At 61.4% G+C, this 20,499-nt stretch carries 21 protein-coding genes and 2 tRNA genes; 7 read left to right on the plus strand and 16 right to left on the minus strand.

Features of this window, described 5'->3' with window-relative positions; all coding sequences use genetic code 11:
• Window positions 1-51: 51 nt before the first annotated feature.
• Both ACVWWD_RS23320 and ACVWWD_RS23325 read right to left on the minus strand, forming a co-directional pair.
• Window positions 52-1,299 carry an OmpP1/FadL family transporter gene (locus tag ACVWWD_RS23320; RefSeq protein WP_352549045.1) on the minus strand — a complete coding sequence of 416 codons (1,248 nt, stop codon included), beginning with the start codon at window positions 1,297-1,299 and terminating at the stop codon, window positions 52-54.
• A gap of 359 nt (window positions 1,300-1,658) precedes the next feature.
• Window positions 1,659-4,442 carry a valine--tRNA ligase gene (locus tag ACVWWD_RS23325; RefSeq protein ID WP_352549043.1) on the minus strand — a complete coding sequence of 928 codons (2,784 nt, stop codon included), beginning with the start codon at window positions 4,440-4,442 and terminating at the stop codon, window positions 1,659-1,661.
• Window positions 4,443-4,704: 262 nt separating this feature from the next.
• On the opposite strand from ACVWWD_RS23325, the gene ACVWWD_RS23330 reads away from it, so the two are divergent.
• Window positions 4,705-5,337, plus strand: a complete 633-nt coding sequence (locus ACVWWD_RS23330; RefSeq protein WP_352549041.1) for a bleomycin resistance protein — start codon at window positions 4,705-4,707, stop codon at window positions 5,335-5,337.
• Between the two features lie 59 nt (window positions 5,338-5,396).
• On the opposite strand, the gene ACVWWD_RS23335 is transcribed toward ACVWWD_RS23330, so the two are convergent.
• The 4 genes from ACVWWD_RS23335 to ACVWWD_RS23350 form a co-directional block, all read right to left on the minus strand.
• Window positions 5,397-6,221, minus strand: a complete 825-nt coding sequence (locus tag ACVWWD_RS23335; RefSeq protein ID WP_023783169.1) for a PopZ family protein — start codon at window positions 6,219-6,221, stop codon at window positions 5,397-5,399.
• Window positions 6,222-6,469: 248 nt separating this feature from the next.
• Window positions 6,470-7,855 (minus strand): TolC family outer membrane protein, encoded by a 1,386-nt coding sequence (locus ACVWWD_RS23340; protein ID WP_023769946.1) that lies wholly within the window; start codon window positions 7,853-7,855, stop codon window positions 6,470-6,472.
• Between the two features lie 180 nt (window positions 7,856-8,035).
• Window positions 8,036-8,704: a protein-L-isoaspartate O-methyltransferase family protein gene (locus ACVWWD_RS23345; RefSeq protein ID WP_352549038.1), complete on the minus strand. Its 669-nt coding sequence runs from the start codon at window positions 8,702-8,704 to the stop codon at window positions 8,036-8,038.
• Between the two features lie 90 nt (window positions 8,705-8,794).
• Window positions 8,795-8,868, minus strand: a tRNA-Cys gene (locus ACVWWD_RS23350).
• Window positions 8,869-9,083: 215 nt separating this feature from the next.
• Here ACVWWD_RS23350 and ACVWWD_RS23355 point away from each other — a divergent pair.
• Window positions 9,084-9,248 (plus strand): hypothetical protein, encoded by a 165-nt coding sequence (locus ACVWWD_RS23355; RefSeq protein WP_352549036.1) that lies wholly within the window; start codon window positions 9,084-9,086, stop codon window positions 9,246-9,248.
• A gap of 130 nt (window positions 9,249-9,378) precedes the next feature.
• Here ACVWWD_RS23355 and ACVWWD_RS23360 read toward each other — a convergent pair whose 3' ends face one another.
• A complete protein-coding gene (locus tag ACVWWD_RS23360) occupies window positions 9,379-9,639 on the minus strand; it encodes a hypothetical protein (protein WP_352549034.1) in 261 nt (86 codons plus the stop codon).
• A gap of 223 nt (window positions 9,640-9,862) precedes the next feature.
• Here ACVWWD_RS23360 and ACVWWD_RS23365 point away from each other — a divergent pair.
• Both ACVWWD_RS23365 and ACVWWD_RS23370 read left to right on the plus strand, forming a co-directional pair.
• A tRNA-Asn gene (locus ACVWWD_RS23365) sits at window positions 9,863-9,937 on the plus strand.
• Window positions 9,938-10,706: 769 nt separating this feature from the next.
• The gene (locus ACVWWD_RS23370; RefSeq protein WP_031251909.1) at window positions 10,707-10,955 is read left to right on the plus strand and encodes a hypothetical protein; all 249 of its coding nucleotides are present in this window, start codon (window positions 10,707-10,709) and stop codon (window positions 10,953-10,955) included.
• Between the two features lie 155 nt (window positions 10,956-11,110).
• On the opposite strand, the gene ACVWWD_RS23375 is transcribed toward ACVWWD_RS23370, so the two are convergent.
• From ACVWWD_RS23375 to ACVWWD_RS23385, 3 genes are all read right to left on the minus strand, one after another.
• Window positions 11,111-11,410 (minus strand): DUF982 domain-containing protein, encoded by a 300-nt coding sequence (locus ACVWWD_RS23375; RefSeq protein ID WP_023791605.1) that lies wholly within the window; start codon window positions 11,408-11,410, stop codon window positions 11,111-11,113.
• Between the two features lie 59 nt (window positions 11,411-11,469).
• Entirely contained in the window at window positions 11,470-11,904 is a 435-nt protein-coding gene (locus ACVWWD_RS23380) for a hypothetical protein (RefSeq protein ID WP_457103436.1), read from the minus strand.
• A 68-nt stretch (window positions 11,905-11,972) separates the two neighbouring features.
• The gene (locus tag ACVWWD_RS23385; protein WP_023783163.1) at window positions 11,973-12,461 is read right to left on the minus strand and encodes an Hsp20 family protein; all 489 of its coding nucleotides are present in this window, start codon (window positions 12,459-12,461) and stop codon (window positions 11,973-11,975) included.
• Between the two features lie 337 nt (window positions 12,462-12,798).
• On the opposite strand from ACVWWD_RS23385, the gene ACVWWD_RS23390 reads away from it, so the two are divergent.
• Window positions 12,799-13,230, plus strand: a complete 432-nt coding sequence (locus ACVWWD_RS23390) for a cupin domain-containing protein (RefSeq protein ID WP_352548999.1) — start codon at window positions 12,799-12,801, stop codon at window positions 13,228-13,230.
• 91 nt (window positions 13,231-13,321) lie between these two features.
• Here ACVWWD_RS23390 and ACVWWD_RS23395 read toward each other — a convergent pair whose 3' ends face one another.
• The 3 genes from ACVWWD_RS23395 to ACVWWD_RS23405 form a co-directional block, all read right to left on the minus strand.
• A complete protein-coding gene (locus tag ACVWWD_RS23395; protein ID WP_023769937.1) occupies window positions 13,322-13,777 on the minus strand; it encodes a carboxymuconolactone decarboxylase family protein in 456 nt (151 codons plus the stop codon).
• 103 nt (window positions 13,778-13,880) lie between these two features.
• Complete coding sequence (locus ACVWWD_RS23400) at window positions 13,881-14,120, minus strand: SRPBCC family protein (RefSeq protein WP_352548997.1); 240 nt, start codon at window positions 14,118-14,120, stop codon at window positions 13,881-13,883.
• A complete protein-coding gene (locus ACVWWD_RS23405; protein ID WP_352548996.1) occupies window positions 14,080-14,307 on the minus strand; it encodes an SRPBCC family protein in 228 nt (75 codons plus the stop codon). The genes ACVWWD_RS23400 and ACVWWD_RS23405 overlap by 41 nt, the downstream gene beginning before the upstream one ends.
• Before the next feature lie 198 nt (window positions 14,308-14,505).
• Between ACVWWD_RS23405 and ACVWWD_RS23410 the strand changes: the two genes are divergently transcribed.
• Together ACVWWD_RS23410 and ACVWWD_RS23415 are read left to right on the plus strand one after the other, a co-directional pair.
• The gene (locus ACVWWD_RS23410; RefSeq protein ID WP_023769935.1) at window positions 14,506-15,264 is read left to right on the plus strand and encodes a copper homeostasis protein CutC; all 759 of its coding nucleotides are present in this window, start codon (window positions 14,506-14,508) and stop codon (window positions 15,262-15,264) included.
• Window positions 15,261-15,749, plus strand: a complete 489-nt coding sequence (locus ACVWWD_RS23415) for a GNAT family N-acetyltransferase (RefSeq protein ID WP_023769934.1) — start codon at window positions 15,261-15,263, stop codon at window positions 15,747-15,749. The genes ACVWWD_RS23410 and ACVWWD_RS23415 overlap by 4 nt, the downstream gene beginning before the upstream one ends.
• A gap of 126 nt (window positions 15,750-15,875) precedes the next feature.
• Here ACVWWD_RS23415 and ACVWWD_RS23420 read toward each other — a convergent pair whose 3' ends face one another.
• The 3 genes from ACVWWD_RS23420 to ACVWWD_RS23430 form a co-directional block, all read right to left on the minus strand.
• Window positions 15,876-16,898: an acyltransferase family protein gene (locus ACVWWD_RS23420; protein ID WP_023769933.1), complete on the minus strand. Its 1,023-nt coding sequence runs from the start codon at window positions 16,896-16,898 to the stop codon at window positions 15,876-15,878.
• Window positions 16,899-17,181: 283 nt separating this feature from the next.
• Window positions 17,182-17,979, minus strand: a complete 798-nt coding sequence (locus ACVWWD_RS23425; protein WP_457103437.1) for an FAD binding domain-containing protein — start codon at window positions 17,977-17,979, stop codon at window positions 17,182-17,184.
• 114 nt (window positions 17,980-18,093) lie between these two features.
• Window positions 18,094-20,439, minus strand: coding sequence for a xanthine dehydrogenase family protein molybdopterin-binding subunit (locus ACVWWD_RS23430; RefSeq protein ID WP_023769932.1), 2,346 nt, complete (start codon window positions 20,437-20,439; stop codon window positions 18,094-18,096).
• Window positions 20,440-20,499: the final 60 nt, after the last annotated feature.

The raw sequence follows: 20,499 nt of genomic DNA on the forward strand, positions 1-20,499 counted from the left end.
AAACGTAGAAGGCCGGACAGAGCCCGACCTTTTACTATTATTTTCAAAGACTTAGAACTTGATCTTGAGGCCACCGGAAATCGCGGTGACCAGGTCGTTGCCGAAGTCATAGCTGACCTCTTTGCCGGCAACGTAGCCGTTCTCACCGGCCACTGTGCCCGAATGGCCGCTGGTCAGGACGCCAATCGCGCCAGCCAGACGAACCTCGATATTGGGCTTGGGTGTGTAGGCGACGCCACCGCCCAGCGTCCAGGTATCGGTTTGCGAACCATAGCCGTGCGAGGTGCCGCGATCCCAGGAAAGCTGACCGGCCGCGCTCCAGGCGTCGTTGAATTTATGGCCGATACCGCCGGTCACCGTCCAGCCGTCACGGTACATCAGATCCAGCGAGGTGATCTGGCCTGAATGCAGAGCATCTCCTGTAACGCATGCCGCAGCGGGAGTGCCTTGGACGCAAATCGGAACGCTCTGCAACAGGCTCCAGTTGACCCACTTGAGCGATCCAAAGGCGAGCCAACCTGGCGCTATGCCTGACTGCAACTTCAATTCTACCGTATCCGGCATGTACTCGGTCGCGCCGTAGATCGGGAGCACGACGCTGCCAACATGTGTCAAATCCAGTGTGCCCGTGATGTTGTCGAGCTTGACCCGCGAATTATAGACGAGGCTCGCGCGCAGCGCGATCTCAGGAATTTCATAGGCCAAGCCGGCGCGCCAGCCCCAGCCCGTGCCTTTGAGATCAACACGGCCGGTGCCCTGGAAACCAGGCACCAGCGCCGATACCAGATCTTGCTTGAAGCCATAGACTTCTTGATAGTAGACGCCTCCGATAAAGCGGATCTGGCCCTTGCCGGCGTCCATCTTGTAAGAGCAAGTACCAGCATAGTTGTTGCTCTTGATGTCGGTTTCCATATTGGACTCGGCACCGGCCCACAGGCCTGGATTGGTGTGTGCACCCCAGGGCTGCGAATAGTCGAACATACAGTCGACGCCCTGGACGACCTGCGCCTTAACGCCGATGCGAGGCACCCAATAGCTCTCGCTGTCATTCGCCGTGCTGCCCAAGAACGTCACGTTTCCATCACTTGGATCTGTATCCACCGCATTCTTGAGCTTGCGTTGCGGCATCACATAAGTCGCTTCCGCTTCTGTCGCGAACGGCGCCGGATCGAAAAGCAGATCGATGTCGTAGCCGCCGCGCTCAATGCCGCCGGCATGCGCCGGGTTCATCGCCGCACCCACCAAAGCCAGCGAAAAGCATCCTGCTCCCAGCAGCGCTTTCAGACGCGAATTGTTCATGGATGTCCTCCCCGAATAACTAGTGCATCAAGCTAGAACCAATTCGGGTTAACGGTGCAATAACGAAATCTTGGGGCGTACATGTACATGCTTGCCAAACGCATTTCCGACAAAATGCTGAGGGCAACCGCAGGGCGGAAAAACGGCCCTAGGCGCACTTGTCCGACCACGAAATGAAGAAAAGCCGCCTCAAAAGGCTCAAAAACAGCCATTTCCAGGGGGTCTCGGCCCCATTGTTACATTATGGCAACAATGGGGCTAAAACTTCCGTTTACGTCAACATTCACGCAACGGAATGCCTGCTTTCGAGGCCGAAGCACTGCCATTTTAGACGGGGCTAAAGTCCTCGAATCTAGCCCTCAACCTGCGTCGCGAACCCTAGTCAGCGCCACCAAAAGCTTGTCCTGCGCGTCGCGATATTCGGCGAGCTTTTCCCGCTCGCCTTCGACGATCTCGGCCGGCGCGCTGGCGACGAACTTCTCGTTCGACAGCTTCTTGTGCAGGCGCGCGATTTCCTCGGTGACCTTGGCCAGTTCCTTCCGCAGCCGCGCGGCCTCCGCGGTGAGGTCGATCAGGCTGCCGAGCGGCAGGCAGATCGTCGCCTCGTTTAGCACGATCTGTGCCGACCCCTTGGGTGCCGCATCGGCGAGCGAGATGTCGCCGACACGCGCCAGCCGTTTGATCGCGGACTCTTCGCGAACCAGCCGCTCGCGCGTCACCTCGTTGGCGCCGACCACCACCAGCGGACCAATGGCTGCCGGCGGCACGTTCATCTCCGAGCGCACCGAGCGGATGCCGGAGACGAGATCGACCAGCCAGTTGATGTCGCCAGCCGCTTCATGGTCCTCGAAATCCGGCGACGGCCATGCGGCATGGCACAGCAGCGAGCCCCGATCCCTGCCCTCGCCCGCCGTCTGCGCCCAGAGCTCCTCGGTCATGAACGGCATCATCGGATGCAGGAGCTTGTAGATCTCGTCGAGCACAAAGGCGACGCAGGCGCGGCTTTCGGCCTTGGCGGCCCCGTCCGAGCCCATGAACACCGGCTTCAAGAGTTCCAGATACCAGTCGCAGAACAGGTTCCAGACGAAGCGGTAGGCGGCTCCAGCCGCCTCGTTGAAGCGATATGAGGTGATGCCGTCGGTGATCTCGCGCGCGGCGCGCGTCAGTTCGGTCAGGATCCAGCGGTTGACCGCGAGCTTGGCGTCGTTCAGCCAAAAATCGTCGTTGCGGGCGACCTCGTTCATCTCGGCGAAGCGCGTCGCGTTCCACAGCTTGGTACCGAAATTGCGGTAGCCGGCGATACGCGCCGGATCGAGCTTCACGTCGCGCCCCTGTGCCGCCATCACCGTCAGCGTGAAGCGCAGCGCATCGGCGCCATATTCGTCGATCAGGTCGAGCGGATCGATGACGTTGCCTTTCGACTTCGACATCTTGGCCCCGTTCTTGTCGCGCACCAGCGCATGCACATAGACGGTGTGGAAAGGCTCCTCATCCATGAAGTGCAGGCCCATCATCATCATGCGGGCAACCCAGAAGAAGATGATGTCGAAGCCGGTCACCAACACGTCGGTCTGGTAATAGGTTTTCAGTTCCGGCGTCTGGTCCGGCCATCCCAAAGTCGAGAACGGCCACAGTGCCGACGAGAACCAGGTGTCGAGCACGTCCTCGTCACGGGTCAGGATTTCGCCCGGCTTGAAGTTTTCCAGCTTGTCCTCGACCCAGGCCTTCCAGGGGCCTTCGAGCGCCAGATAATATTCGATCGCCGCACTCAGCGCCTCTTCCTCGGTCTTCTCGACGAAGACATGCCCGTCCGGCCCGTACCAGGCAGGGATCTGGTGGCCCCACCAGAGCTGGCGCGAAATGCACCAGGGCTGGATGTTCTCCATCCAGTCGAAATAGGTTTTTTCCCAGTTCTTCGGCACGAAGTTGGTGCGCCCCTCGCGCACCGAGGCGATCGCCGGCTTGGCGAGTTCGGCCGCGTTGGCGTACCACTGCTCGGTCAGGAACGGTTCGATCGGCACGCCGCCGCGGTCGCCATGGGGCACCGCGTGGCGGTGCGGCTCGACCTTGTCGAGGAAGCCGCCGGCCTCCATCAGCTCGACGATCTTCTTACGCGCAACGAAACGGTCGAGGCCGTCGAGCTGGTCCCAGACGGCCTGGCGCTCCGGTGTCACCTCGACGCCGGCGAGGAAGTCCTCATTATCCCTGAGCTTGATGGCGGCCTCGACGGTCAGGATGTTGATCGCCGGCAGCTTGTGGCGCTTGCCGACCTCGAAGTCGTTGAAATCATGCGCCGGCGTGATCTTGACCGCTCCGGACCCCTTTTCCGGATCGGAATACTCGTCGGCCACGACAGGGATCTTGCGCCCGACGATCGGCAGGACGACGTTCTTGCCGACGAGATGTCGGAACCGGTCGTCCTCTGGATTCACCGCGACAGCAGTGTCGCCCAGCATTGTCTCGGGACGAGTCGTCGCCACGATGACGAAGCTTTTTGGATTCTCGGGATCGAACGTCCCGCCTTCGACCGGATAGCGGAAGTGCCAGAGATTGCCGTTGACCTCCTGCTGCTCGACCTCGAGATCGGAGATCGCGGTCAACAGCTTCGGGTCCCAGTTCACAAGGCGCTTGTCCTTGTAGATCAGCCCTTCCTTGTAGAGCGTGACGAAGACTTCGAGCACGGCCCTGGACAGGCCCTCGTCCATGGTGAAGCGTTCGCGCGACCAATCGGCGGAAGCGCCGAGACGTTTCAGTTGATTGAAGATCGCGCCGCCCGATTCGGCCTTCCACTCCCACACTTTCTCGATGAATTCCTCGCGCGTGAGATCGCGGCGATGGATCTGCTTTTCCATCAATTGCCGTTCGACCACCATCTGCGTGGCGATGCCTGCATGGTCCATGCCGGGCTGCCACAGGACATTCTTGCCGCGCATGCGCTCGAAGCGGACCAGAATGTCCTGCAGTGTGTTGTTGAGCGCATGGCCCATATGCAGCGAGCCGGTGACGTTGGGCGGCGGAATGACGATGGTAAAGGCCTCCGCCCCCTCCTCCGCCCCAGCGCCCGCGCGGAAGGCGTCCGCCTCTTCCCATACTTTGGCGATCTTCGGCTCTACGGTCTTTGCGTCGTAGGTCTTTTCAAGCATGGGAAAACGGTCCGCGCTGTCGGGATTTTTGCTGGTTCGGTGTAAACCGGAAGGTCTTGGCCAAGTCAACCGCAAGGGCCGCCTCGGTTCATGAGAAGCAAATAGGTGTGTCCACGGTCATTTCAACGTAAGGTCGTGGCGCGTGGCATTCGCACCTTGACCGGCGTCGCAGCCATACCGTGCGGGCGCTGCAGTAGGGCGCATCGGCTTCCAGCCGGAGGGGCATTGCCCGCCTACGCCACCTCAACCCCACAATGCGTCCATGCCGACCCTCGAACACCACAAGAAACAGGCCAAGCTCTATCTGAAATGGCATCGCGAACGGTATTATCCCGTCGCCGCTGTGATTGGATGGCTCTTGCCGCGTTTCCACCATCTCAGCGACAGCCAGATCCTCGATCACGGCTTCAAGCTTACCGACGCCCAGGAACTCGTCGCCAGGAAGTCAGGATTCGAGAGCTGGCAGGCGCTGAAGGAAGGCCTTCAAACCGTGACCGATCATGGAGCAACAGACGCCGCAAAACCGCATCTCGCCTTTGCCGAGCCACAGCTCTTTGTCTGCGACATCGTAGCGGCCTGTAATTTCTACCGGCAAAAGCTCGGCTTCGAGACGCGCTTCACCTATGGCGAGCCGCCCTTCTACGCCCAAATCATCCGCGATGGCGCACGGCTCAACCTGCGCCATGTCGACAAGCCTCCACTCGCCGCCAATTCGACCGATGACCTACTGGCGGGGACGATCGTTATCGACAACATCAAGGCTCTGTTTCTGGAGTATCAGGCGGCCACGGCCCCATTCCACCAGACATTGCGTACCGAACCCTGGGGCGCCCGCACCTTCATCATCAAAGACCCCGACGGCAACCTCATCTGCTTCGCGACCAGCGCGGGCTGACCTCATCGACAAAAACGCCGCCTCATGGGCGGCGTTTCGAGAGTGGTCATTGGAGGAGATTATTGCGCGCCGCGCGCAACGCGCTCGATCTCCTCGCGCACCAGGCGCTCGACCAGCGTCGGCAGATTGTTGTCCAGCCAATCCTGCAGCATCGGCCGCAGCATTTCTTCGGCCATCTCGTCGAATGTCTTCTTGCTGCGGCTGGCAAAGGCGTCGGACAGCTCGCCGAAGGCGGCCGCGACCTGGCGGCCGGTATGTTCGGATAGAATCGCGGGACGCACCGCGGGCGTTTCGTTCGCCCCCGCGCGCGCCTCAGCCGTACCCGTTGGAGCATCGCTTGAAGGAGCCCGGTCGACCGCAGCTTCCGCCACCACTGGTTTGCTTGCCGAAACCTCCGGCTGTGCCGCTGGCTTGCGGATGCTACGATCCGGCATCGCCTTGGCTTGCTCGCCAACCGCCGCGATCTCGCGCCGCCAATCGGCGACGATGGCTTCACTTGTCCCAATCTCCGGGGGAGCCGCTGGCGCGTCCGCGGCAGGCTCGGCAGCAACCCGGGCGCCGACCTCGGCCAGTGTCATCGGCGTCCTGTCCGGCGCCGGATCGGCACGCGGCGGCGCGTCCATGCGCGCGATCGCCGGCTGCGCCTGGATTTTTTCGGCCGTAGCGACCGGATTCCTGACCTCGGGCACAGCATGCAATTCGGCGCGGAACGCATCGATGTCGGCGGCCGCGACAGCGCTCGGCGCCGGTTCCAGGTCCTGCTGCAATTCGTCGGCCTCGCCGGGCTGCTTGCGGCCATTGTCGCTGTCTTCGATGATCCTCCTGATGGAAGCCAGTATCTCTTCCATGGAAGGTTCGCGCTGCGCGCTGCTTGCCGTTGCCATCGTCACATCCGCCGCCCTTGTGACCCGTTGCAGATTTTCCGCTCCGGCAAAGCCGGATTCGAATCATGGCGACAGCGTAACTGACGGATCGCCGCACGAGAATCCCCAATCTGGGGACATGTGGGATTTCAACAGATTAGAGCAATTCCGCCAAAGCCGTGTGACGGTCCCCGTTAGCAACCGGCAAAAGGACAACGACGATTGTCGATCGAATCGCCCAGCCAGGAAACGCCGATCGAACGAACGGCCTAGCGGCCGTCCGGCGTGCGCAGGCCGAACCACTTGTCCTTGACGGCATTGTAGTGCTCTTCAGGCCTGTACTTCGTCACCTGCAGCGCAAGCCGGTCGACAGACAGGCGGCCGATCGCCTGAAGGATGGCATAGCTTGCCACGACCACATCGTGTTCGGAATTGGCCTGGTTGATCTTGGCGGTAATCACGGTGGCCTGCGCATTGAGCACGTCAAGCGTCGTGCGCTGGCCGACATTGCGTTCCTCGATGACGCCGTTCAGCGCCAATTGTGCGGCGTCGATAACCTGCCTGTTGGCGGATACGCTTTGCTGCGCGGCGGTGTATTGAGACCATGCCGTGGCGACGGCCTGGCGTACCTGGTCGCGGGTGACGTCGACCTGGATGCGCGCTTGCCCCAGCGATTCCTTGTTCTGCCGCACGACCGCCGACGTCCGGCCGCCGGAATAGATCGGGATGGTCAGCGTCGCGCCAATATTGGCCGAGGTCGAATTGCCGTTGGAACCCGTCACGTCGGGGATGGCGTTGCGGTAGTTTTCCGAAACGCCGGCCGAAGCAGACAACTGCGGCAACAGCGCGCCCTCTGACGATTTAACCGAGAAGGCCGCGGCGTCGACCAGATGCTGAGTGGCGAGGATGGCCGGGTGCTCGGCCGAGCCGACGGCGATCGCCGCGTCGAGGCTCGACGGCAGCAACCGACCCAATGGCGAAGCGGGCTTGAGCTTGCCAGGCTCGTCGCCGACGACCTGGTGATAGGTTGCAGCGCTGGCCAGCGCCTGTGCGCGGGCGGCACTGAGCGATGCCACCGCCGAAGCGCGTGACGCATCGGCCTGCGCGACGTCGGTGCGGGTGCCTTCGCCGACCTCGAAACGCGAGCGCGCGGCGCGCGCCTGCTCGCTCAAAAACTGCAGGTTCTGCTCGGTCAACACTGCGATCTGCCGGTCGCGAATCACGTCCATATAGGCCATGGCCGCGTTGAACAGCGTGTTTTCCTCGGTGTTGCGCAGGCTTTCTACCGACGCCTTGACCTGGGATTCGGCGGCCGCGACATTGTTCCTCGTCTGAAAGCCGTCGAACAGCGATTGATTGATTTGAATGCCGTAGCTGCCGCTTGTCAGCTTCGAACTGCCACCGCCATTTGCCTGGCGTGTGTTCGTATAATCGATGTTGGCTGAACCTGTAACCGTCGGGCGCCAGCCCGACTTGGCGATGGCCACACTCTCGTCGGTGACACGCACGCCAGCGCGCGATGCATTCAGCGTGGAATTGTACTGATAGGCTTTTGAAAGCGCGCCGGTGATGGTTTCAGCCGAAGCAGCCAGTGGGGATAGCGCGGTCGCCGAAACAAGGACGGCGGTGAAAAGTGACTTACGTACTGACGGCACGGTATATCCCTCATTCGTTTTCCATGGGAACCGCGCCGCGCCGGCTTCTCCTTCCAGAGCAGGCGGCGTGGCGTGTGTATGTTCCCTGTCGCTCAACCCAAAGTGCCCCCAGTCTGGGATCAACAACGATCGTTCGAACGCAAGCGACCATGACAAGGTCCTTGCTGCAAGGCAAATCATTCAGAATTCGAAAGCATGCTCACGTTCGAACCCGGGTAGTGGCTTAATTGCCGCATTAAACGCCCTTCTCCCGGTTACAACCCCCCCGGCTTTGACAAAAAGTCGCGCCACGCCCGAATTGCCCTGGCCCTCGACCGCCACCAGGCGGCCGCCTTCGGCGAGCTGGTCGAGCAGCGCCGACGGCACTTTGCTGACACTGCCGCCGATGAAGATGACCTCGTAAGGCGCCTGCGCGGCATGGCCTTGCGCCAGGGCGCCCTGAACCACGGTCACATTGCCGCAGCCAAGTCCAGACAGGGTCGACGCGGCGGTTTGCGCCAGTGCCGAATCGCTTTCGAGCGCCACGACGTATCTCGCCAGGCGAGACAGGATGGCCGAGGCGTAACCGGTGCCGCACCCCACATCGAGTGCCGAATCGGTCGGGTTGATCTCGGCCAGTTGCATCAGCTTGGCCAGCGGCGAAGCTTCCATCAGGTAACGCGGGCCATCGGCGCTATCGGCGATGCGGATGTCCTCGTCGATATAGGCCAGATCGCGCTGGCGATCGCCGACGAAAACCTCGCGCGGCACGGAAAGCATCGCGTCGAGCAGCGGCGCGCTGGTCACGTCGGTGGTGCGAACCTGACCATCGACCATCTTGACGCGAAGTTCGGAAAAATCAGCGCTCATGCTCCAACCAATCTGCTTGCCGCGTCAGAATCGCGGTTCATTTCGACCGGAACTTCAGGCTCCGGCGCCGACGCGCTGGAGCCCGGGTATTGGAGGCCTCGCCCGGAATCGAACCGGGGTGCAAGGATTTGCAGTCCTCTGCGTAACCACTCCGCCACGAGGCCTCATTGCTCCCGGCGTTCCACCCGGTTCCAATAGGTTGCGGCGAAAATGCCGTCAAGCGGCCACGCGCATTCCGAAACGGTTTCCTTGCGCCGCCTCCGCCCCCCTCGGATCGCCGTCAGAGCCGCCCATTCACATTGGCAAACCGTTAAGCATGGCGGATGATCGCGCGAAACTCCGCGCGCCGGCTTGCGTTGACAAACGGGAGGACTGCGCCATGGCCCTGGCCAAACCGAAGGACGAAACGCACGAAACCGAGAGCGTGCCGCTGCTGGGGTGCGAAGAATTGGTGCGCTACGCCATCGAGTGCCTGAGAATAGAAGACACAGGCAGGCTTTCCCCCGTGACCGGGCGCGCCTCGCCTCGGCTTCAGCCGTCCTGAAGGAGATCAGCGAAGACTTGGAGGCAGGCCAGCAACAGGACTCGGAAGAATCCAGCGACACCGAGGGACAGCGCGACGATTGATTCTGGTCGGAGGCCACCGCCGTGCGACATGCATCGGTATCAGCCGCTCAGTTCGGCCGGCGTCGCCGCTCCCACCAGACGACCAGGCGGCGCCGGTGGCGGCGCACCATGGCAAATTCGTAGGAGAGCACAAGCAGTCCGAGCGGCACCATCCAGAAGCCGAGGATCGGCAAGAACCCGAGAATGCCGCCAAGGGTCAATAGCACGCCGATCGTGATCCTGAGGCCGCGCGACTGCGGCATGGTGAATTCGCGCCCGAACACCGAGATCTTTCGTGCGGGTATCGGGTTTTCTTCCGCTGCCGTCATCGCGAAGAACTGCCTTTGTCAGGGCTCGACAATCTCATTTTACGAAAGCCGCGACCGCCCTTTCGGTTCCGCGCCCCGTTGCCAAGACGGCTAATATGAGGGTGGGCAAGACCGATTGCGAGAAACGCCTGAGCGAAAAAGTCTCGGAAAAATGCGAAATGCTTCTTTGCAAAGCCGAAACGGGTTTGCTATAGGCTGCGCCACTTGCTCAAAGAGCCTCCGTTCCCCGGTAGCTCAGTGGTAGAGCAACCGGCTGTTAACCGGTTGGTCGCTGGTTCGAATCCGGCCCGGGGAGCCAAAATCTTTTTATCGACTTAACGCCTTTCCTTATCCTGGAAATGCGATGCCCTGCCGCTAGGGCTACATATTGGGCTACATCAGCGGAATCTATAACCTTCGTGTTCTTTCCTTTTCCGTGCGATAAGCCTTTCCTTTTCCGTGCGATAAGGTAGCGCTGGCCGCACTTATTGTGGCCCTGACAGCACTCGTTGTGTCCGTCTACTTCTGGAGGCGGCAATTCAGAACGATCGTAACGGCGATGGTGAAGACCCATCATGGCGGCAACACCGGAATCACCTACAATCTCGTCTTGCTCAACTCGGGCACAATCCCAGCCAAGAATATCAAAGCTGACGGCCGCCGATCACGCGGCATTAGAAGCTGCTCTCGGGACAGGCGCCCATGATGAGACTAGAAACTCTGGCTAGCCTGTTTTGATCCGGGCACAAAAAAATTGATCCTACACAACGGCGAAAAAGCTTCTTGTCAGTTTGGCACGACGATGGGGATCAGAAACAAAGCTTCTGAAGGCCGATGGCGCAATTTCCCATCCGTATCGACCACGAAGGCTGGTTCGGAGCGGAGTACCATCAACTTCAGACTTTACAGATTGCCGACTCCGACAGCTTCACCGGAGGAATGTGGGCGCCAGTCAAATAGAAGCCCGGGCAGGCAGTCCGCTCAGCCGTTCCGCCGCGCATCCACCCCAAATAAGTCCTCCGTTCCATATTGCCATATTAGCAAAAGCGCATATACATTGCCATGCGGCGCCTAGATTGGAGTTCCAGATGGGCGGGCATAAGGGCTGGCATGATGCTATTCACGACCATCAGGTCGAATGTTTCGCTTCGGAGAACGGTTTGACAGCGGACGTGGTCTGGGAGTTGATCCTAAAACACGGTAACAACCGCAAGGCGGTGATCAAAGCCGCGCAGGGCTTAAAAGGTGATGTCAGGCTACACGGCCGATCAACACCCCGCTCCCCTGTGGAGCCGACGTCGACCCTGACGATGAGCGTGGGCCGACGAAAACAATAGCCGGCTTGCCGAAAGCAGGGCGCGGCGGCTGCTGCTGATGCTAGGCCAATGACAGATGAGCCCGCCACCGTAGCGGGGTTTGCCATGGCTGTGATTCGACCAGTATGAGACTTCGGCAGCGACACCCCTAGGCAGTGCCGCTGCCGTTGTCTCGGTTAGGCGGCCACCCCACCGCGGCCTGATTTGGTGCCGCTCATCCAGGGCAGCGGAGCAAGCGGCTCCTGCAGCATCTTGACGGATCTCGCGAACCCAGCGACGGCATCGCGCGCGACCGACAGTGGTATCTGGCCATCGTAAGCACGCTGGCAAGCCCGGAAGGCCGTTTCGAAAATCGGGCCTCGACGCTCCCGCGGCCACTCGTCCAGAAAATCGAATGCATCCTCAAGGCTTCCTATTTCTTGGATGAACTGGCCATCCTTGACCAGCACCGGCCGATCGAATGTCCTGTCGCTCATATAGTCCTCCATTCAGTTGAGCGAGTTGGTTTGTTTCAGCTTTTCACGCGACGGCATGCTCAGCCACCGCGAACATGCCGCCATCCCCACATCTGGGTGCGACTCCGGCATGCCGGAACCGGTGGCGGATCGTCGTCATCGTCATCTCGCCAGGGGTACCGCAGCCAGTAGCGCCTCGTTTTGTTGCGACGCCGGTCCGAGGATTGATTGCGATCAAACGGTGCCCTGGCGGGCGGCTTGCGCGCAATCTCGTCCAAGGTGTGGAGCGCACGAAGAATCTCGCTGACCTGCGCAGTCGCACCGTTGTCCAATTGACGTAGGGTTGGTTTGTCAGGAACCGCATGGGCGTCCGAGGCCCAGAAGGCGAGCAGAGCCCTCTTCTCGCCAATCGCCATGTTCTCGTTCAGGACGTCCTCGGGCGTACGCAGCGCAGCGAATTCCGCTGCGTAATCCGTCGGTTTGGATTCATGAAAACTGTAAGCTTGCGATCTCATCTCCGTTCTCCGCGATCTGTGCCTCCCGGCCGAGCCGGGAGGCGGACCACAGACTGAGGTTTCCTGTATCAGGCCACCTTGCGTTGCGGCCCGGCATCCACATCTATGGACTGCTTGTTGCCGCCATCCTGAAGCGGAACCGCTGCGGCGTTGGAACCGATCTCGATGCGCCGGGGCTTGAGTTCCTCGGGCACTTCGCGGACGAGGTCCACCGACAGCAGGCCATTATGGATATTGGCCGCCTTGACCTTGACGTGGTCTGCAAGTTTGAACACCTGCTTGAAGTTACCCATCGCCAGGCCCCGGTGGAGGATTTCCCGATGTTGCTGATCGGGCTTTCTCTGTCCGATGACCGACAATTCAGGGCCGTTCTGCACAAGTTCCACTTCGTCGAGACCGAAGCCGGCGACGGCCATCGTGATACGATAGTCGTTGTCGCCATTCTTCTCTATATTGTAGGGCGGCCAGTCGGAGCGCACGCTGTTTTCGAGCATGTCGAAGAGCCGATCGAAGCCCACCGTGGTGCGGTAAAGAGGCGAATAATCAAAGCTTCTCATAGCCATATCCTCCGTGAAGCAACATGGTTTACGGGTCGCCGCAGCGTCGCCGCGACGCGGTATGTCGAGCCGAAGCCTCGACGGAAAACGATCTGGGAATCACGATTTTTTTGTTCAAGAGGTCGCCCGAAATTTTTTTGAAGCGGCACCACGGCCATTCATGACCGGGCATGCATCACACCTTGCGGCGACAGCCTTCCGGTTAGAAGCGGGTGAGGAATATGGCCCGGGTGGATCAACTGCCGGTGCAAATGCACGCCAGTTCGGCCTCTGGTCACGAGCGACCTTGCACGCTGCCGCCGCCGCGCGATAGATGCGTCGGTCAAGGGAGGACATCGTGCGAAAAATCCTGGCATCAGCATTGCTGCTCACGGCAGCATCGTTCGCGACCGGCGCTCATGCGCTGGACAGCAGCGGAACCCCGGTCGTCGTGACGCCACTCGCATCACGCACCACCACTGCATCGGGGCAGCCGATCACGCTGCCACGGAAGAACGTGCAGGTGTTGGTCTCGGCCTATGACATCGCGCCCGGCGCGACCTTGCCGGTCCATCGCCATCCGTTCGCGCGCTACGCCTATGTCGAGGCTGGAACGCTGAAGGTTACCAATGTCGAAACCGGCAACAGCAACACCTACAAGACTGGTGATTTCATCATTGAAATGATCGGGCAGTGGCACCAGGCCACCAACATTGGCGAGGGGCCGGTCAAGCTCCTGGTGATCGATCAGGTCGAGGAAGGCGCCAAGAATACCGAATTGCGACAGTAGCCACCAAGTTGCATAGGTGTTTGCAGCGGGCGGGAAGGCAATGCGCCGCCCGCCCCTCGCCTCGTGGACCAGCCCCATTTGAACCAGGCGCTCAGCCCCAGGCGCCAACCGGCTGCCGGGTCGTCGCGTTCAGTCTATTGAAGGCGTTGATCACGGCGATCTGGATGACCAGTGCGGCAAGCGCCTTCTCGTCATAGCGCCGGGCCGCCTCCTCCCAGACATCGTCCGGCACCGCGTCCGGCCGGTCGGCGAGCCTTGTGCCGGCTTCTGCCAGCGCCAATGCCGCGCGTTCGGCGTCGGTGAAATAAGGCGTTTCCCTCCAGGCCGCGAGGGCAAAGATGCGCTCGTCCTTCTCGCCGGCTTTCTTGAGTTCGCGCGCGTGCATGTCGACGCAGACGCTGCAGCTGTTGATCTGACTGGCGCGCAGATGCACGAGCTTGCGTGTCGCATAGGGCAGGTCCGCTGCCTCGGTCGACTTGTCCAGCGCCAGAAACGCCTGCAGGGCGCCTGGGATGAGCATCACCGGGTTCTTGATTCTCGCTTGCATGTGTCTTCTCCTTTTGAACTGTTCTCCGGGCGTGTTTTCCCGGCCCGGACGCCCTCGCATCCAGGGATTCGACTTGATGAAACTGTTAGCTGCCTGCCGCGTGTCAGGTCTGTTTTGAGGTAACCTGTTCGAGCCGTTCGAGAATGCGCGGCCAGCCACTTCCCATGCCGATATAGCCACGCTCGTCGGCGGGCCGGAATCCCGACTGCTCCATTCGCACCCGGGTCGCCATCCCCTCGGGTGTCAGTGACCACGTCACCACGGTTTTCAACCCACTGTCCGATTCCGTCCCATCGCCCCAGCTATAAGCCAGCAGCCGCGGCGCCTCGACTTTCAGCACCACGCAGTTCGTCACCCCGGACCATCCGGGAACTGGCGTCGCACGGAATGAAGCGATGCCCCTCTTGGGCAGCGAAGTCATTCTGCATGAACCATTCGCCGACGAGTGCCGGCACGGTCAGTGCTCGCCATATCTTTTCGGCCGAATATGGAATCAGCCTCTCGACGACGATCGATTTGGTTTCCATCATGCCTTGATCCTCTCGTTGCTGTCGTGGTGCCATGCGCAAAATCATAACCCGCCAGCTATGTATCATCCATAACCCTGCAGTTATGCGACTGTCAAGAATGGAATCTGCCGTCTGGTCCAGTGGCGGCGTAGCGTTCACGCTTCCGCGCCCGGCGCCCGGGTGCTAGGGCTTGCGTAACACCATGGATTGGATCGCCCCTTGACCCCAAAAATTCGCCCGCCGCTTATCGAAATCTGTGTCGAGGGCATTGATGGCCTGCTCGCCGCGCAGGCTGCCGGAGCCGACCGGGTCGAACTCTGCGCCAGCCTTGTCGAAGGCGGCACTACGCCGAGCCTCGGCACCGTGCGCGCCGCTCTCGACCGGGCGACCGTGCCGTTTCATGTGATGGTACGGCCGCGCGGCGGAGATTTTCTCTACAGCGAGACCGAATACCGCTCCATGCTCGCCGACGTCGCCGCGCTCCGCGAACTGGGCGTGCCCGGCGTGGTGTTCGGCTGCCTGAACCCCGACGGCGCGATCGACGAGCAGCGCATGCGCGAATTGACCGAGGCCGCAGGCCCCTTGAACGTCACCTGCCACCGCGCCTTCGATATGGCGCGCGATCCGGCCGAAGCCCTGGAAGCGCTGATCCGCTGCAGGGTCGGTCGCGTGCTGACCAGCGGCCAGCGCGACACGGCGATCGAAGGCCTGGCATTGCTGCAAGAGCTGGTCCGGCTGGCCGGCGAGCGCATCATCATCCTCGGTTGCGGCGGGCTCGATCTCGGCAATATCGCCGAGGTGCGCGCAAGGACCGGCCTGGCCGAAATGCACTTCGCCGCCCTCAAGGACGTGTCGAGCGCCATGCGCTACCGCAATCCGAAGGTCGGCATGGGCGGCTCCGATCTCGACCGCGAGTATCGCAACACGCTGACCGATACAGCGCTGGTGGCGGCGACAATAGCGGCGGCCAAGGAATGACCTCGCCCATAAACCGCATTGCGCAGGCCGACGAAGCGGCCATACTGGCGCTCAACAACGAGCACGCCGCCGAATTGTCCTGGCTTGAAGCCGAACGGCTGTCGTTCCTGCTCGGCGAGGCCTTTTACGCGCGCCGCATCGGCGATCTCGAAGCCTTCATCATGACCTTCGACCAGGATGCGAATTACGACAGCCCGAACTTCGTCTGGTTCCGCGAGCGCTACATCAGCTTCATCTATGTCGACCGCGTCGTCGTGGCGGCGCACGCAAGAGGCCGCGGCCATGCTCGCCGGCTTTATCGGGACCTGTTCGACCACGCGCGGAGCGCTGGCCACGCGCTGGTCACCTGCGAGGTCAACACCGACCCGCCCAACCCCGCCTCGGACGCTTTCCACGCCGCACTCGGCTTCGCCGAAGTCGGCGACGCGGTGATCCACGGCGGTAAGAAGGCGGTGCGCTATTACGTCAGGCAGATAGCCACCTGATCGGGCGGCAACCGCCGACTCGCCTGGACGTTGCGCCAACCCGGAAAACAGCTAAGCGCTTTCTGGAGAAAAGGACCTCGCGTTCGTGCGGCTATCGTCTGGCCACTACCAAAACAATCGGGCGGCTCACCAATTGCGGTTGAGCCATTCGCGTGCCGGGCGCTCGATGAGGTAGTAGCTGCAGAGCGCGCAGGCAAAAACCCCGGCCAGCATCGGCCATGGATTGCTGCCCTGCTCGTAGACGAATTTGTAGAAGGGCTGCTGCCACAGATAGAGCGAATATGACCATAGACCCAGCGTCGTCATCGGCAGGGACGACAGCCATCCGGACAAGAACCGCGTGCTGAAATCCAGCGCGTTGACGGCAATCGCCAGCAATGGCACCGCGAGCAGGTAGTGGATCGGTGTCGGTACCGAGTCCATGAACAGGCAAACCGCGCCGACGGCCGCCGCAACGGCGACATAAGGCCCCTTCAGCAAGGTCGGCAGCTTGCCGTCCGCTTTGAGCAGGCAGATCGCGGCCGACAGCAGGATCGAGGCGATGTGCACGTCGGTGCGCCAGTACGTGGTTTCATAATCCATGTGCAGGACCCAGTAGGAAACCGCGCCATTGATCATGGCCAGCAGAGCCAGCACCAGCAGCAGCGGGATGACACGGCTGCGGCTGGCAACGACTGCGCTGATCGCCGCCAGGATGATGTAGGCATGCTCTTCGATGCAGAGCGACCAGATGTGGTCGAGCGCGCCGGCCCGATTCAAGAGAATTCCGGCATAGTTGTAGGTGAAGGTCAGCGCCGTCAGGGCCGCCTTCCATTTGAAGGCGATGAACGTGCCTGAGAGCGCGATCATGGCGACGACGACAAAGACCAGAAGCGCCGGATAGATGCGCGAGAACCGGCGTTTGAAAAATTTCTTCAGCGGATAGCGTTCGATAAATAGGATTTCGGCCATCAGCCGGCCGCTGAGCACGAAGAAGAATTCGACGCCCAGCACGCCCAGATTGATCCCGGGAACGGGAAAAAAATGCCCGATTAGCACCAGCGCGATCGACATACCGCGCCAGCCATCGAGATAGGCCAGTCTTGTCCTGGCCGTTCGCTCGACGATCGCTCGGGGCGGAACCAGATGGGTCGCGGAAATTTCGGACATGCCGATCCCTTCGCATTGTAATGCGAGCCGATCCCTTCGCATTGTAATGCGAAAGGCACGGCCAATTCCCGAACCCGGCTCGCATTCCCGCCCTGATCTATACTGCTGTGCAATATAAGTTTGTGCAAGTGCGAGATTGTCGCTGATGCATATCCCCGGCGGCATGGGCCGGAATTGCTTCAAGCAAGGATGGGCACGGCCGCCGGGAACCGAGCAACTACAGTCGCCGGGAATGAAAACGGGGCCGTGACAGCCCGTTGCCTCGTCCGTAATCGATCTTGCGTCAGGAGTTCGCTGCCGCCACCGCGCGCTTGGCCATGACCGTGATCAGATCGGCACGGTAGTCCGATGAAGCGTGAATGTCGCTCATCAGGTTCTTTGCCGGCACTTTCACACCATTGAGCGAAGCGGCATCGAAGCTTTTGGCAAGTGCTGCCTCGATCTCCTTCGAGCGGAAGACGCCGTCGTCGCCGGCGCCGGTGACGGCAACACTGACGCCGTCCTTGCCCTTGGCCACGAACACGCCGACGATCGCGTAGCGCGAGGCCGGATTGCGGAATTTTTGGTACGCTGCCTTCGCCGGTGCCGTAAAGGAGACCGCCGTGACGATCTCGCCGTCCTTCAAGGACGTTTCGAACAGCCCCTTGAAGAACTTGTCGGCCGACATCTCGCGCTTGTTGGAGATGATAGTGGCGCCGAGCGCCAGAAGTGCCGCCGGGTAGTCCGCCGCCGGATCGTTATTGGCGATCGAACCGCCAATCGTGCCCTTGTGGCGTACCGCCGGATCGCCGATCAGCGACGCCAGCTGAACAAGTGCCGGGCAGGCCTTGCGCAGCTTCTCGTCATTGGCGACGTCGAAATGCGTGGTGGCGGCGCCGATCGTGACCGTCTTGCCTGATACGTTGACCCCCTGCAGTTCCTTGATGCGGGACAGGTCAACGAGATCGGACGGCGCCGCCAGCCGCGTCTTCATGGCGGGGATCAAGGTCATGCCGCCCGAGAGCAGCTTGGCGTCGCCGTTCTTCACGAGCTTGGCGGCTTCAGTGAGCGAGGCGGCACGGTGGTAGTTGACTGCGTACATGGGATCCTCCCCCTAAGTGGTTAGTCAGCAGTGAGTAGTCAGTAGGGAGCAGGGAATGGCCGCTGCCGGAGGTGGCACGCTGCCCGTATCCGTAACTCCTACTTCCCTACTCACTCATTTCGCGGCGCGGATCGCGGCCCACACGGTGGACGGTGTGGCCGGCATGGCTATATCGACGATGCCGATGGCGTCGGTAATGGCATTGATCACTGCCGGCGGCGAGCCGATGGCACCGGCCTCTCCGCAGCCTTTGATCCCGAGTGGGTTGCTCGGACATGGCGTGTTCGACGTCGAGACCTTGAACGACGGCAGGTCGCCGGCACGCGGCATGGTGTAATCCATGTAGCTTGCCGTCAGCAGTTGCCCGCTGGCATCGTAGTGAGCGCCTTCCAGCAGCGCCTGGCCGACGCCCTGGGCGATGCCGCCGTGCACCTGGCCTTCGACGATCATCGGATTGATGATGTTGCCGAAATCGTCCGCAGCCACGAACTGGACGATCTCGGTCGTTCCGGTTTCCGGATCGATCTCGACCTCGCAGATATAGCAGCCCGCCGGGAAGGTGAAGTTCGCCGGATCGTAGAACGCCGTTTCCTTCAGGCCTGGCTCCATGCCGGCCGGCAAATTGTGCGCGGTATAGGCGGCCAAAGCCACCTGGAACCACGGCAGGCTCTTGTCGGTGCCGGCGACCTTGACTTCGCCGTTCTCGATGACGATATCGCCCTCGTCGGCTTCGAGCAGGTGGGCGGCGATCTTCTTGGCCTTGGCCTCGACCTTGTCGAGCGCCTTGGCAATCGCCGACATGCCGACCGCGCCCGAGCGCGAGCCGTAAGTACCCATGCCCATCTGCACCTTGTCGGTGTCGCCGTGGACGATCGACACCGAATCGATCGGCACCCCGAAACGCTGGTTGACCAGTTGCGCGAAGGTCGTCTCGTGCCCCTGGCCATGGCTGTGCGAGCCGGTCAGCACCTCTATCGTGCCGACGGCGTTGACCCTTACCTCAGCCGATTCCCACAGGCCCACGCCGGCGCCGAGCGAACCGACAGCCGCCGACGGTGCGATGCCGCAGGCCTCGATGTAGCAGCTCATGCCAATGCCGCGTAGCTTGCCATTCCTGACCGAATCCGCCTTGCGCCCGGCAAAGCCGGTATAGTCAGCGGTCTTCATCGCCGCATCGAGCGAAGCGCCATAGTCCCCGGCGTCATAGTTCATGATCACCGGTGTCTGGTGTGGAAACGTGGTGATGAAATTCTTGCGCCTAAGGTCTGCCGGAGAGACGCCGAGCTCGCGTGCCGCCGCTTCCATGGTGCGTTCCAGAAGATAGGTGGCTTCCGGACGCCCTGCCCCGCGATAGGCATCGACGGGTGCCGTGTTGGTATAGACAGTGCGCACATTGGCGTGGATGGCCGGGATGTCATATTGGCCCGACAGCAGCGTTGCATAGAGATAGGTTGGCACACAGGACGAGAACAGCGACATATAGGCGCCGAGATTGGCGATCGTATCGACCTTGAGACCGGTAATCCTGTTGTTCTTGTCGAACGCCATTTCCACCGTCGAGACGTGGTCTCGGCCATGCGCGTCGGTGAGGAAGCTCTCGGTGCGATCGGCGACCCATTTGACCGGCACGCCGGTCTTCTTCGAGGCCCACAGGCAGACGATCTCTTCCGGGTAGATATAGATCTTGGAACCGAAGCCGCCGCCGACATCCGGCGCGATCACGCGCAGCTTGTTTTCAGGTGCGACATTGTAGAAGGCGCTCATCACCAGCCGCGCGACATGCGGGTTTTGCGATGTCGTCCAGCAGGTGTAATGATCCTCGGCCCTGTCGTAATGGCCAAGTGCGGCGCGCGGCTCCATGGCGTTCGGCACCAGCCGGTTGTTGACGATCTTCATGCGCGTGACATGCGCCGCCGCCCCGATGGCGGCGTCCGTGGCTTTGGCATCGCCGATCTCCCAGTCGAAGATCAGGTTGTTCTCGGCCTCGGCATGGACCTGCGGGGCGCCCTTTTCGAGCGCCTTGGTCGCATCGACGACCGCCTTCAATTCCTTGTAGGTGATCTCGACCGCCTCGGCCGCATCGCGTGCCTGGCCCTTGGTTTCCGCCACCACCACGACGACCGCATCGCCGACATAACGGACCTTGTCGACGGCCAGCGGCGACCATGCGCCCATCTTCATGGGCGTGCCGTCCTTGGAATGGATCATCCAGCCGCAGATGAGATTGCCGATGCCGTCGGCCTTGAGTTCCTTGCCGGTCAAGACGCCGATGACGCCCGGCATGCCTTGAGCCGCTTTCACGTCGATCTTCTTGATCTGCGCATGAGCGTGCGGGCTGCGAACGAAGGCCGCATGCTTCATGCCGGGCACCACCATGTCGTCGACATAGCGGCCGGCGCCGGTGATGAACCTTTTGTCTTCCTTGCGCGCGACCCGAGCGCCGACACCTTCGATACCCATGCAGAGATTCCTCCCGAAAAGTGAATAGGAAGTGTGAATAGGAAGTGTGAATAGGAAGTA

The organism is Mesorhizobium sp. URHB0026 (genome assembly GCF_054059755.1).

Coding starts and splice junctions, on each gene's coding strand:
- ACVWWD_RS23320 (WP_352549045.1), bottom strand. CDS start 1,299: ATGAACAATTCGCGTCTGAAAGCGCTGCTGGGAGCAGGATGCTTTTCG.
- ACVWWD_RS23325 (WP_352549043.1), bottom strand. CDS start 4,442: ATGCTTGAAAAGACCTACGACGCAAAGACCGTAGAGCCGAAGATCGCC.
- ACVWWD_RS23330 (WP_352549041.1), top strand. CDS start 4,705: ATGCCGACCCTCGAACACCACAAGAAACAGGCCAAGCTCTATCTGAAA.
- ACVWWD_RS23335 (WP_023783169.1), bottom strand. CDS start 6,221: ATGGCAACGGCAAGCAGCGCGCAGCGCGAACCTTCCATGGAAGAGATA.
- ACVWWD_RS23345 (WP_352549038.1), bottom strand. CDS start 8,704: ATGAGCGCTGATTTTTCCGAACTTCGCGTCAAGATGGTCGATGGTCAG.
- ACVWWD_RS23355 (WP_352549036.1), top strand. CDS start 9,084: ATGGCCCTGGCCAAACCGAAGGACGAAACGCACGAAACCGAGAGCGTG.
- ACVWWD_RS23360 (WP_352549034.1), bottom strand. CDS start 9,639: ATGACGGCAGCGGAAGAAAACCCGATACCCGCACGAAAGATCTCGGTG.
- ACVWWD_RS23370 (WP_031251909.1), top strand. CDS start 10,707: ATGGGCGGGCATAAGGGCTGGCATGATGCTATTCACGACCATCAGGTC.
- ACVWWD_RS23375 (WP_023791605.1), bottom strand. CDS start 11,410: ATGAGCGACAGGACATTCGATCGGCCGGTGCTGGTCAAGGATGGCCAG.
- ACVWWD_RS23380 (WP_457103436.1), bottom strand. CDS start 11,904: ATGAGATCGCAAGCTTACAGTTTTCATGAATCCAAACCGACGGATTAC.
- ACVWWD_RS23385 (WP_023783163.1), bottom strand. CDS start 12,461: ATGAGAAGCTTTGATTATTCGCCTCTTTACCGCACCACGGTGGGCTTC.
- ACVWWD_RS23395 (WP_023769937.1), bottom strand. CDS start 13,777: ATGCAAGCGAGAATCAAGAACCCGGTGATGCTCATCCCAGGCGCCCTG.
- ACVWWD_RS23405 (WP_352548996.1), bottom strand. CDS start 14,307: ATGATGGAAACCAAATCGATCGTCGTCGAGAGGCTGATTCCATATTCG.
- ACVWWD_RS23415 (WP_023769934.1), top strand. CDS start 15,261: ATGACCTCGCCCATAAACCGCATTGCGCAGGCCGACGAAGCGGCCATA.
- ACVWWD_RS23420 (WP_023769933.1), bottom strand. CDS start 16,898: ATGTCCGAAATTTCCGCGACCCATCTGGTTCCGCCCCGAGCGATCGTC.
- ACVWWD_RS23425 (WP_457103437.1), bottom strand. CDS start 17,979: ATGTACGCAGTCAACTACCACCGTGCCGCCTCGCTCACTGAAGCCGCC.
- ACVWWD_RS23430 (WP_023769932.1), bottom strand. CDS start 20,439: ATGGGTATCGAAGGTGTCGGCGCTCGGGTCGCGCGCAAGGAAGACAAA.